Origin of the sequence: Providencia sp. PROV255 (assembly GCF_028478065.1) — a bacterium.
Taxonomy (GTDB): Bacteria; Pseudomonadota; Gammaproteobacteria; order Enterobacterales; family Enterobacteriaceae; genus Providencia; species Providencia rettgeri.
This window is the reverse complement of sequence record NZ_JAMPMI010000018.1, coordinates 172,577-185,421: the sequence shown is the minus strand read 5'-3', so window position 1 is coordinate 185,421 and position 12,845 is coordinate 172,577. Positions and strand designations below refer to the sequence as shown.

Annotated in this window: 10 protein-coding genes, 1 tRNA gene and 1 pseudogene; 4 read left to right on the top strand and 8 right to left on the bottom strand. The window is 37.4% G+C overall.

Going from position 1 to position 12,845, the window contains the following annotated elements; all coding sequences use genetic code 11:
- Position 1: 1 nt before the first annotated feature.
- The 6 genes from cheW to flhD form a co-directional block, all read right to left on the bottom strand.
- Entirely contained in the window at positions 2-499 is a 498-nt protein-coding gene (gene cheW / locus PR725_RS16875) for a chemotaxis protein CheW (RefSeq protein ID WP_004909833.1), read from the bottom strand.
- Positions 500-515: 16 nt separating this feature from the next.
- Complete coding sequence (gene cheA, locus PR725_RS16870; RefSeq protein ID WP_109911152.1) at positions 516-2,585, bottom strand: chemotaxis protein CheA; 2,070 nt, start codon at positions 2,583-2,585, stop codon at positions 516-518.
- A gap of 103 nt (positions 2,586-2,688) precedes the next feature.
- Positions 2,689-3,606 (bottom strand): flagellar motor protein MotB, encoded by a 918-nt coding sequence (motB, locus tag PR725_RS16865; RefSeq protein ID WP_004909832.1) that lies wholly within the window; start codon positions 3,604-3,606, stop codon positions 2,689-2,691.
- A gap of 7 nt (positions 3,607-3,613) precedes the next feature.
- Complete coding sequence (motA, locus tag PR725_RS16860) at positions 3,614-4,501, bottom strand: flagellar motor stator protein MotA (RefSeq protein WP_004909829.1); 888 nt, start codon at positions 4,499-4,501, stop codon at positions 3,614-3,616.
- 97 nt (positions 4,502-4,598) lie between these two features.
- Positions 4,599-5,189, bottom strand: a complete 591-nt coding sequence (flhC, locus tag PR725_RS16855; RefSeq protein ID WP_004909826.1) for a flagellar transcriptional regulator FlhC — start codon at positions 5,187-5,189, stop codon at positions 4,599-4,601.
- Entirely contained in the window at positions 5,186-5,536 is a 351-nt protein-coding gene (gene flhD, locus PR725_RS16850; RefSeq protein ID WP_004909823.1) for a flagellar transcriptional regulator FlhD, read from the bottom strand. Before flhD ends, flhC begins: the two co-directional genes overlap by 4 nt.
- A gap of 1,647 nt (positions 5,537-7,183) precedes the next feature.
- On the opposite strand from flhD, the gene PR725_RS16845 reads away from it, so the two are divergent.
- From PR725_RS16845 to PR725_RS16835, 3 genes and pseudogenes are all read left to right on the top strand, one after another.
- Positions 7,184-7,636: a hypothetical protein gene (locus tag PR725_RS16845; RefSeq protein WP_004909821.1), complete on the top strand. Its 453-nt coding sequence runs from the start codon at positions 7,184-7,186 to the stop codon at positions 7,634-7,636.
- A gap of 482 nt (positions 7,637-8,118) precedes the next feature.
- Complete coding sequence (locus tag PR725_RS16840) at positions 8,119-9,114, top strand: acetyltransferase (protein ID WP_227024184.1); 996 nt, start codon at positions 8,119-8,121, stop codon at positions 9,112-9,114.
- A 116-nt stretch (positions 9,115-9,230) separates the two neighbouring features.
- A pseudogene (locus PR725_RS16835) lies at positions 9,231-9,425 on the top strand (integrase); the annotation flags it as partial.
- A gap of 14 nt (positions 9,426-9,439) precedes the next feature.
- Here the strand turns inward: PR725_RS16835 and PR725_RS16830 are convergent.
- A tRNA-Lys gene (locus PR725_RS16830) sits at positions 9,440-9,515 on the bottom strand.
- 255 nt (positions 9,516-9,770) lie between these two features.
- On the opposite strand from PR725_RS16830, the gene cycA reads away from it, so the two are divergent.
- On the top strand, positions 9,771-11,171 hold the full coding sequence (gene cycA, locus PR725_RS16825; protein WP_109911099.1) for a D-serine/D-alanine/glycine transporter: 1,401 nt from the start codon (positions 9,771-9,773) through the stop codon (positions 11,169-11,171).
- A gap of 69 nt (positions 11,172-11,240) precedes the next feature.
- Here the strand turns inward: cycA and putP are convergent, their stop codons facing one another.
- Positions 11,241-12,725 (bottom strand): sodium/proline symporter PutP, encoded by a 1,485-nt coding sequence (gene putP, locus PR725_RS16820; protein WP_110731844.1) that lies wholly within the window; start codon positions 12,723-12,725, stop codon positions 11,241-11,243.
- Positions 12,726-12,845 lie beyond the last annotated feature (120 nt).

Sequence of the window (12,845 nt, the reverse complement as noted above, 5' to 3'; positions counted from 1 at the left end):
ATTACTCAGCCATGCTGTCAATCAGCGCCATTTCATCGCTTGTTAATAATTTTTCGATATCGACTAAAATCAACATACGGTCGTTTAATGTTCCGAGCCCTGTCAGATATTGTGTTGATAATGTCACGGCAAAATCAGGTGGTGGTGCAATTTGTTCTTCATTCAAGACCAGTACATCCGAAACTCCATCGACGACAATACCAACGACGCGATCTTTTAAATTCACTACGATAACGACCGTGTTATCGTTATACACCACGTTTTCATGGGAGAATTTCACCCGTAAATCAATAATCGGAATGATGACCCCACGTAAGTTAGTCACTCCTTTGATAAAATCAGGGGTATTCGCGATACGAGTCACTTGTTCGTAACCACGAATTTCCTGCACTTTTAAGATCTCAATGCCATACTCTTCTTCACCCAAGGTAAAAATGAGGTAGCCTTCGCCGTTTTTTTCTTCTTCGTGTTTATTTAAATCATCATCTAACATAGACATGGTGTATGGCCTCTATTTAGTGCACGACAGGTTGAGAAACCTGCTGTTTCTTTTTAATCAAAATGCTGTTATTCATTTTTTGTAGTTCAGCCACATCTAAAATCAATGCAACAGAACCATCACCCATAATCGTTGCTGCGGAAATACCGGGGATCTTGCGATAATTACTTTCAATGTTTTTCACCACCACTTGCTGCTGCCCAACTAATTTGTCGACCAACAATGCAAAACGATGACCTGCATTCTGAATAATCAGCACAATACTGTTATCTAAATTTCGTTCGGCTTCTTCGATGGAAAATACGTGGTGTAATTCAACAAGCGGTAGATATTCACCTCGCACAAGCAGCATTTTTTCCTCTCCAGCCAAGCGATAAATATCCTCTTGTCGAGGCTGCAACGTGCTGATAATTGCACTCAATGGCACGATAAAGACATCTTCCGCTACTTTCACCGACATCCCATCCAAAATCGCTAAAGTGAGCGGTAATAAGATGCGGATAATGGTGCCTTTGCCTTCGGTAAAACCGATTTGAATACGACCGCCCATGTCTTGGATATTTCTTTTCACCACATCCATTCCAACACCGCGTCCCGAAACGTCTGTCACTACCTCTGCGGTTGAAAATCCTGGAGCCATAATCAGCATCGCAACTTCATCATTGCTCATACCATCATGCACGTTCATGCCTTGTGACTTCGCTTTTGCCAAAATACGTTCACGGTTTAGCCCTGCGCCATCATCACGAACTTCAATGCAAATATTGCCACTTTGATGTGCTGCCGCTAAGGTCAATGTGCCAGCTTCTGGCTTACCATTTGCCACGCGAACTTCTGGCTTTTCAATCCCATGGTCGAGGCTATTACGAACAAGGTGATTCAGGGGATCGACGATGCGCTCAATCAAGCTTTTATCGAGTTCAGTTGAACTTCCTTCCACTTTCAGCTCGATTTTTTTACCTAATTTCGATGCTATATCCCGTACCATGCGTGGGAAACGACTAAATACGTAATCCATTGGCATCATGCGAATTGACATAACGGATTCTTGCAAGGCGCGAGAATTACGCTCCAACTGTACGATTGAGCTTAATAAATCACTGTATTCATTTTGATCGACATGCTGACTATGTTGGGTCAGCATTGATTGAATAATGACCAACTCCCCGACTAAGTTGATCAACTGGTCAACTTTCTCTACAGCCACACGAATACTGCTCGAATCCCCTTTCGGTTTAGCGATTGCAGGTTTTTTCGATGTATTTGCAGGCGCAGCTACCGCTGGTGAAACAGTTACAGGTTTTGCTTCTTTCTCCGGCTCAGGAATCTTAATTTCGATTGTGCCATCGGAGCCATCCGTGATGACTTCTTCAGGAGATAAGGCGAGGCAATCCGCAAATGATACGACTTGGTGAGCAATCTGTGATTCATCCACCACAAAACATAATACGCCACTAATATCATCAATATCAGTGTTTGTACCAAGCCATGCTTGCAAACTATTTGCTGTTTTTTCAGTATGATACAAGTGCCCAAATAAACTGAGCTCATCTGCCAGTAAATCAACTTCATTTTCTTTGAGCTGATTTAACGAGATCATAAAGTAGTGTGAATATTCACCTTGCTCTGCGGGAGCTTCTTCAACAACCGCAACATCAACTTTAGTCTCAGGTAACGCAGCCGTTGTTTCAGTGACCTCTTCTGCTCTATTTTCAACCCGGCTAAGCACCTCACAAATGCGCTTAAAGGTCTCTTCATCCGGCAAAGAATCATTTTTATAGGCATCTAACTGTGATGCCATGACATCCTTAGTATCAAGAAAAACATCAATAATGTCAGGTGTGAGTGTTAACTCATCATGACGCGCCTTATCTAAAAGGTTTTCCAATGTATGAGTCGTATTCTGCAACTGAGTGAAACCAAAGGTTGCAGCCCCTCCTTTTATTGAATGGGCACTGCGGAAGATGGCATTTAGCTGCTCGCTATCCGGGTCAAAAGGATCAAGCTCAAGTAAATGTTGTTCCATATCCCTGAGCAACTCATCAGCTTCATCGAAAAATGTTTGATAAAACTCGGTAATATCCATGGTTTTTATCCAATTTCGCTTAAGTTTCACTTAACGCTGACTGCCGGACATTCCGGCAGGCAACTAAACATGTTATGTAATAAATTCAAATAACAGCAATTCATCACGGTATTTTCACCGCAGCGACAACACCCACGGACGTTTCTGGTGTGGGCTTTTGCGGTTTATTCAGCACATCATTGATCGGCTTCGCGCCATCATATTCACGGAGGATCTGCTTTGTTTCTTCATCATTTAAAACAATGATACTTATCCGGCGGTTGATCGGAGCAAAGCCATCATCTTTGTCTAAATGAATAGCTGATGCCATTCCAACCACGCGTAAGACTTTATTTTCATCCATTCCACCGCGAATCAATTCACGGCGTGAAGCATTCGCGCGATCAGATGAAAGCTCCCAGTTGCTGTAATTGGCTCCGTTGGCATAAGCGAGGTCATCAGTATGACCGGAGATACTAATTCGATTGGGAACATCATTAAGAAGTGGTGCTATTGCTCGCAAAATATCACGCATATACGGTTCAACCATTGCCGAACCAACTTTAAACATTGGGCGATTTTCACTATCTACAATTTGAATTCGTAGCCCATCGTTGATCATATCAATCAGTAAATGTGGCTTTAATTCATTCAAACGTGGGTCTTTTAAAATGGCCTGCTCAAGTGACTCTTTTAATTTTTCAAAACGATAGTTTGCATTTCCATCAATAATATTATTAGGTTCTGGCATCACATCCCCATCACGGAAAATAGGGTCTTTACCACCACCTGGAATAGGGTTTGTGGCATCTCCACTTTTACTTCCTGGGTTGATAGCTGTACTTAAGGGAGTACGAAAATACTCGGCAATTTGAGTTAATTCTTGAGGACTTGAAATTGAGATTAGCCACATCACTAAAAAAAATGCCATCATCGCCGTCATAAAATCGGCATAAGCAATTTTCCATGAACCGCCATGCCCGTTTTGCTGATGCGAACTGCGTTTTTTAACCCGAATAACATGCGGTGTATTGGCTGCCATCCGTTAGTTACTCCTCAGTTGTTTCTTGTGAGCGGGCACCAACTTTCACTTCTCGAACTTTATCTTCAAGTTCAACAAATGAAGGCCTATCTGCACTGAATAACACCTTGCGGCCAAATTCCACTGCAATTTGAGGGGCATAGCCTTGCAATGCTGAAAGGAAAGTCACTTTAATGCATTCCATCATTTTCAATTGCTCACTACTGCGTAGTCTTATTAGTGCAGCCAAAGGTAAAATGAAGCCATAAGCCACTAAAATACCTAGAAATGTTCCCACCATAGCATGAGCAATTAAAGCACCCAATTCACCAGCAGGACGATCCGCTGAGCCCAAGGCATTTACGACACCCAAAACGGCCGCAACGATCCCAAATGCAGGCATAGAGTCACCGACCATATTTAACCCCGAAGCCGGTACTTCATTTTCTTGGCGAAAAGTTTCTAACTCTTCGTCCATTAATGCTTCAATTTCATGGCTTTGTAAGTTACTGCTTACCATCAAACGTAAGTAGTCCACGATGAACATCATGGTGGATTCGTCTTTTAAAATACGGGGATACTGGGAAAAAATTTCACTTTCACTTGGGTTATCAATATCTTTTTCAAGTGCAAGTAACCCTTGCTGGCGTGATTTATTAAGTAATTGAAATAACAACGCCATTAAGTCCATTGACATTGTTTTATTGTAAGAGGAACGACGAAAGAGTTTTGGTAATACTTTACACAAGGCGACGATGGATTTGCCACTGTTACCAACAACAAAGGCACCTAAACCTGCACCTAAAATAATAACAAATTCAGCAGGTTGATAAAGCGCACCCAAATGGCCACCGACCATTAAGTATCCGCCTATAACCGCAACTGTAACAATGATATACCCGATGAGTATTAACACAATATTCCCTTTCACTCCGTTGGTTAACAGATGGCAGTCAAAGGGAATATTAGGAGTGACAGGCAAAAACCTTTGCCTGTTAACCAAATCAATCCAATTACATTACCGCTTTAGTAATGCCATCCTGTCGATATACCGTAATATCGGCTAGATGCTCGGAAAGTTTACGTTTTTTTATTGCACGTGATGGCGGTTGGCATAAACTACAAGTAAAGCTATTTTCAGGAATATGTGCGTAAGTAATAAAAGAACCATGGCAACAGCTACATTGTGAACTTTGTAACATGCCACTTTCCACAAAACGGACTAATGTCCAAGCGCGTGTTAAAGCTAACAAAGGCTCCTCACCAGGTTCTGGAATGCACTGTTCAAGGTATAACCTGTAGGCTTTTAATATGGCATCCACACCACGACATTGACCACTTTTAAGTAAAAATTGATAAGCATTATAGAACATGGATGAATGAATATTCTGTTCCCACGTCATAAACCAATCTGTAGAAAAAGGTAGCATGCCTTTTGGTGGTGGGCAGCCTCTTAGCTCTTTATATAAACGAACTAAACGACCACGACTAATTTGAGTTTCACTTTCTAACATTTGAAGGCGAGCGCCTAAAGAGATTAGTTCCATGGCTAATCGAATATCATTCGCTTCTTGGACTATACTTTTTTCAGCTGCGGTACTCATCTTTTTCTCGCTATTTCTGTGTCGCCCTCATTATGCGTTTGCAATAATCGGGTCGAAAGTAAGATACCTGTATGAATTTGTTGCAATTCATCAACTCTTGAATCACGGGTTAGCTTTTCAATTGTGTCACTATTATCAAATCTAAACTGGCAGATTAGCTGGTTTGTCTCTGCTAATTTGACTAATTGAGGGAGTGTAAGGTCTGCTAAAGTAGTTGCCATTGCATCAGAGATACCTAAACGAAACATCGCAGAGGCTTTCTCTTGGGAGATGAGTTTTTGGGCTAATAGCAAATATGAGAGGTTAATATCGTATATATGCTTCAGAAAATCTGTCGTCGAGCTCATTTTTTTTCCTTTCCGAAAATTATCAACATCTGTGCGATCTGTGTGCAAAAAGAACAAATATAAATTTGAAAGTATTGTGTAATCAAATTATTAAATTTAAAAAGTAATTAAATTGGGTAAATACAATTCCATTAATTTTCCCATGTCATCCATTCAAAAGTACCCAATTTGGAGTATAAACACACAAATTTCCAAACTTAAATTAAAGATATTTCCTGAATACCTACAACAATAAAGAATGACTAAAAAATTAGCGGTTCCCGTAAAAATCAGAAATGGCTGATGTCATTATTAGTCGCTAATTATTATGCACCACTAAATTAACTATTCAAGGTACTTATGTTTCTTTTTATACCAATGGGATGATTACCCCTTAATTCATTAAATAATCTTCATTATCTCTTTATCTTCTATTACTTTATCCTAAATATCCACAACATTTTTAGTCACCTTAAGCAAAATGGCAGGATTTTAATCAAAGCATTCACTCTTTACATGTGATTACCAAGCGAAAAAAACCAAGCACAACATCAAAAACAACATATTGATCCAAATCAATTTTTAGTATTAAGAAACTGAGTTACCCATGTCTGTAATAAGCCGTTATCGGCACTATTGGAATAAAACTTAATCATTAATTTTCAATAAGTTTAATCTACATTACAACCATCGTTCAAAATTATTCAATCGTAGTTATCATACAAACTCTCACTATATTGTCATACATATTAAGTATCCGCCCTCAATTCTCATTAGATTAATTAAACAATGATTATAATGTCATCATCTCGTAATATTAATAAAATTAATAAAATTTAAATAAATTACCAATAATAAAAAACTATTTAGCTTAAATACTTTTACTGGTTATTTTTGTTTTTTTAATATTTTAAGTAATCACTTTGTTATTAATTCATTAAAGTAATTTTTTTTGATTAATTAATATTTGTTTTTTTATATAAAGTAGCTGAGATTTCATTTTTTTTAATAAAAAGATCAACCTACGTTAACCAATCACTTTTGTGTTAAGGGTGAAAAATGAAGGTTTCAATTAAGAACATTCCATTTTATATATATTTTTCATATCACTTTTAAAACATTCGATTGGCACTTAAAATAAAAACGACTAAGCGTATTATTACATGTCTTCATGCTTATCCGTTCTAGCTGTTTTCACGCAATGACAACAAATTTGATTAACCAAGGTTATAGTAACCTTTGATTACTATATACTTTTATTTTAACAAAATACCCTAATCATCATCCTAACTTAAGTAAAATTGCTTAATCCAATAATGAAGGAATAGAAAAAAATGACTTTTAGTTAAAATAATTCAGTGAGAAGCTTGCTTATAAAACAAACAAATTTATTGTGCTTTTTATGAGCAAAAATATTCTCCAATTTGCGACAGTCTTCACACTTGTTTTCTTTGTTTCTCAATAATTTCCGAATAAAACGATACTCTCATTGATATATTTATGTTAAGAAGATCACATTAATATTGCTTACAATGCTCTCTAAGTCCTATGTAGGATCAATATAGACAAAATGATGAAAAAATGACAAGGCCAGTGAAGTGATAAACTTGTTTTCCTCATGCACCAATGCAACACTGAGCACACTAAAATATAATTTTAAGGAAAAGCATGTTCAATTATCAAGCAACTGTAGACTTCATTGAGGAAGAAAACGTATATGAAATCAACTTTAGTGATTTTTCTGGGCTACAGGGCGTTAGCTATTGTAAAGAAGATGTTGAGTTAGAAGCCCAAGAAATTTTGCTCGCTTCTTTTGCTGAACTAATTGAACTCAGAAAACCTATTCCATTAGCAACACAAACAAAAAGTGAAGCAACCTTTACTGTTTATTTACCCATAATCTGCTGCTTAAAAATTGCCTTGCATAACGCGATTCTCAATTCTGCAACACAACGCATCGACCTCGCTCGCAGGCTGAACATCAATGCACAACAGATAGAACGCTTACTCGATATTCATTACGCATCTAAAATTGAACTTTTAGAGCAGGCTTTATATATATTAGGCGTTGAAGCTTCAATTACAATCACCCAAAAATTGGTTGATAACAGCATGAACTGATCATCATTGATAAGAATAGCGCCGAAATAGCCTGAAACACCTTTATTTACCTATACTGATTGTTAGGCGTTGATGAAATGGCAGAGACTTGAGTTAATTTTATTTTCCTCATGTCTCAAACCCTGTAATTGCAATCACTTCTTAGGTACATTCCATATTAAAAAATAGTCTCTTTAAATTGTTCGCAATTCAACCAAATCATACTTTTCCACCCCAATACAGATTCCTTGGGGTGTCTATCACGTTTCATGTCTTAAGCATCTGTGATTTTTATCGTACTCTTAAATGATGAATAAAGGATATTGTAGCCTTATATCCGGTTACTAAATCATGAGTTAACTCGAATTAAGAGTAACATTTAACTTAATAAGACTCATCAATATTTGACGTATTACCTTCCCTTTCATAATCCCTAAAATAATTTATTTTAAATAAAAATCTCAATGAGGTACAATAAGTGAGTTTTTATATAGGGTATATGTATGAAAAATGAAAATCACTTAATCTCGAATATAAAAGATAATAACCAACCATACTGGCCTACACTAAAGCTTATATTGAGTTCATTAATTGTTTTTGATTTTTATTTAAATTTAGTTGATAAAAACAAATATGCGTTGCTTATTAATACTTTTGAATTAACATTAATCCCTATGTTTGTATTTATAGTTGCATTTATAACAAAAAATACGACATGGAAAGGGTTACAATCTCATCTTCTTCCTGCTGTTATCATTTATTTTACGTTCCAAACAATCGATATGATCCCACTTTATTTCACCGGTGAGTTAACTTTAAGAACCTATTTACTTTCTCCTCAATACGGAGTTTGGTTTTTCTTAGCAACGCCTATCTGGCAAGCTATTTTTTTATTATTACCGAAAAGCTTTAAATTAAATAAATTCTACCTCTCTATAATTTTAACATTATCATTGATAATTTCTTATATAACAAAAACTTACCTTATGCCATTTTCTAGTTTCTTCTCAATTATTCTATATTTTCCATTTTTTGTCATCGCTTATTTTATTAATAATAAAAGTATATCTTCGTTAAGAAAAAAACCTACCATGGTAATTTTTTGTATTACAATTTCAGCTATTTTATTCCTTCATTATCGAGATGCTTTCTTAAGTGAAATGCTCAGCGGTATCAACTCCTATTTATTCTTCAACGAATTTATTATTCATATTTTAAATTTTTCTATAAGTCTAGTGTTAGGGTCAAGCATTATTTACTTTGCCTTATCAACTGATAAATATGCGAAAACATCAAACAATGCTTTAGGTGTTTATTTAATCCACCCAATTATTTGTTTTATTATATTACAAACATTAGTTTTTTTAGGTATAGAGCTTAATTTATTATTAATAATAACATTTACTCTACTAACCATTTGTATAGCACTTTTATTAGCATCAATTCCAATTATTCATTGGTTTATAGATCCTATTTTTTACTCTAATAAATTGAAATAATGAGGTAAAAGCCTAACTCATAAACAATCAATGCTATTTGAATACTAATTAAAAAAGATAAAAAATCACCTCAGCAGGTTAGTTTGAAACGCTGTTTAAATTCCTTGCAATCCTAGTTAGTTCAATCCGGCGTCCCGCTGTCTGATCTTCAAAAAATGGGCGGCTAGGAAAGTATTGAGATGGTTCTGCGATATGCTCACTGAGCCCCAGATCACTTAGCCAAACATGCTAAGCAAATTGATGCAATATTTAATGCTTGCGTCCCAAATACGTCCCATACAGTCAGTATAGGTTCCGCAGAATGCTCATAACTCATTGAAAATCTTGGTGGGTTGTGGGGGGCTCGAACCCCCGACCTAATGATTAAGAGTCACCTACTCTGCCAACTGAGCTAACAACCCGATACAAATTATTTAACGCCTTACAATTGCTACAGTCAATATGATTCTGCTATTTTTATTATCTAAGTTAATTTAAAGTTACGAATGTAAAATTTAAGAAAACTATCGCTTGAATAAACATCACTTCGTTTCTAACAAGATAACTTTTCCTTACTCTAATTGAGATTTGTGTCACAATATTTCACGCAAACATAACCACAAAATTATAAAAAAGACTGTGGCTAATTATCACAAACCACTACGGACATCTTTAGTATGGAAGAAAATGCGAATTCACTATCAACACAACCCAACGCTGATCGTAATCAGCTAAAACGTAGTCTTAGTAACCGCCATATACAACTTATTGCTATTGGTGGCGCAATTGGTACAGGCTTATTTATGGGTTCTGGTAAAACCATTTCACTTGCGGGCCCATCAATTATCTTTGTGTATATGATAATCGGCTTTGTGCTATTTTTTGTGATGCGCGCAATGGGTGAACTGCTACTTTCTAATCTGGACTACAAATCATTCAGTGATTTTTCTGCTGACCTTATCGGCCCATGGGCAGGTTTCTTTGTCGGTTGGACATACTGGTTTTGCTGGGTTATCACAGGTATTGCCGATATCATTGCCATAACAGCCTATGTGAGCTTTTGGGTTCCTGATTTTCCTGAATGGGTAACCTCATTTATCTGCGTAGTCACCTTATTAACACTCAACCTGGTTTCTGTCAGGCTTTTCGGTGAGCTCGAATTTTGGTTCGCTATGATAAAGATTGTTGCCATAGTGGCTCTCATTGCAGTAGGTGGCACACTAATTGCCATGAATTTTCAATCCCCTGCGGGTCATACGGCATCTTTAAGCAACATCTGGAATGATGGTGGAATGTTTCCGATGGGGATCAGCGGCTTCTTTGCTGGCTTCCAAATTGCTATTTTTGCGTTTGTTGGGATTGAATTAGTCGGAACGGCAGCCGCTGAAACACGCGATCCAGAAAAATCTTTACCGAAAGCTATCAACGCGATACCTATCCGGATCATTGCATTCTATGTGTTATCTTTAATTGTGATTATGGCAGTTACCCCATGGCGAACCATATTGGCCGATAAAAGCCCATTTGTAGAAATGTTTGTCCTGATAAGCTTACCTGCAGCAGCAAGTATTGTTAACTTTGTCGTTTTAACTTCTGCAGCTTCTTCTGCAAATAGTGGTGTATTTTCCACCAGTCGAATGCTTTTTGGGCTTTCAAAAGAAGGGGATGCACCAAAACAGTTCAGCCAATTATCGAAAAAAGCCGTACCCGCTACTGGGTTAATTTTTACCTGTATCTGCCTCAGTTTTGGTATTGTTCTGATCTATTTTATTCCTGATATCATGCATGCATTCACACTAGTCACAACCGTGTCTGCAATTCTTTTCATGTTTATTTGGAGCATGATTTTATATAGCTATTTAAATTTCCGTAAAAAGCGACCTGAGATGCACAAAGCATCCCATTATAAAATGCCTGCGGGTATTGTGATGTCGTGGTTAAGCCTCGCCTTTTTTGCCTTTATGGTTGTTTTATTGGCATTTCAGCACGATACAAGACAAGCCTTAATAGCAACACCAGTTTGGTTTATTTTGCTCTTCATTGGTTACCAATTCGCTAAGCGCAAAAAGAACCATTAATGAAAAATAAGCAAAAAGGCCGAATAACAGTATTGTTACTCGGCCTTTTTAGTTTATAAACTCGCTCGATTAACTTGCTTTATATTCTGCCTCGGCTTCATCAAAACGAGCCTGCGCAGCTGCACTTGGTGCTTTAGTTATCAAGCTGACAACAACAATCGCGATTGTTGCTAATAAGAAACCTGGGATGATCTCGTACAAATCAAACCATTTGTATTTTATCCAAACGAGTACTGTCACTGCACCAACTAACATTCCTGCGAGTGCGCCCGTACGCGTCATTCGTTTCCACATTACAGAGATTAAAACAACAGGACCAAATGCGGCACCGAAACCAGCCCATGCATTACTCACTAATGCCAAAACTTTATTATTTGGATCACGAGCAATGTAAATGGCAATTGCAGCGACTAACAACACCATAAAACGCCCGACCCATACTAACTCTTTTTGGCTAGCACTCTTACGAATAAAAGGCTTATACAAGTCTTCCGTTAGCGCACTCGCACAAACTAATAATTGGCAACTTAACGTACTCATTACCGCGGCTAGTATGGCTGATAATAAAATACCAGCGATCCATGGGTTAAACAAAAGCCCCGTTAACTCCATGAATATACGCTCATTATTTTGCATGACCGAACCCGCTAAAGCCGGATTATTTTCAAAATAAGCGATACCAAAGAAGCCAACCGCAATCGTTCCACCTAGGCATAACACCATCCATGTCATACTAATACGTCGAGCAGAACGAATAGTACGAGCAGAGTCTGCTGCCATAAAACGCGCTAAAATGTGAGGTTGCCCAAAATAGCCTAATCCCCAACCTAATAATGACAGAATTGCGATGATATTCATGTCTTTAAACATATCAAGGTATTCAGGATTCTTAGATTTAATCACTTCAATAGAGGTATCAATTCCCCCTAAAGAAAGGATCACAACAATAGGTGTAAGAATCAATGCGAAGATCATTAATGAAGCTTGAACAGTATCGGTCCAACTCACAGCTAAGAAACCACCTAAAAACGTGTAAGCAATCGTCGCGAGTGCACCTAACCACATCGCTTTCTCATAGCTCATATTAAATGTGCTTTCAAATAACAAGCCACCTGCGACCACACCTGACGCACAATAAATCGTAAAGAAAACTAAAATAACAACAGCAGAAATAATACGTAAAATCTTACTGTTATCCTCAAAACGGCTAGTAAAGTAGTCCGGTAATGTTAACGCATTATTATTTTTTTCTGTTTGGACACGTAAACGCCCAGCAACAAATAACCAGTTAAGATATGCACCGAGACTCAAACCGATAGCAATCCAACTTTCAGAAATCCCGGCCAAGAAAATCGCACCTGGTAACCCCATGAGTAACCAACCGCTCATATCTGAGGCACCAGCAGACAATGCAGTTACAACACTGCCTAAACTTCTCCCACCCAGAATATAGTCGTCAAAGTTTTTCGTTGAGCGATAGGCCATATAACCAATTAATAACATGCCAGTAATGTATACGACGAACATAATGATCATCGGAGTGCTTACAGTCATCCTGTTTTCTCCATTGAGTAGCTTTAAAATTATTAGTTATCTTTATAAGTGACCGCTGATAACTTGTAACTTCATGGTGTTGCACTTTATTGCACATATTTAATTTATCTGCGCAAACAC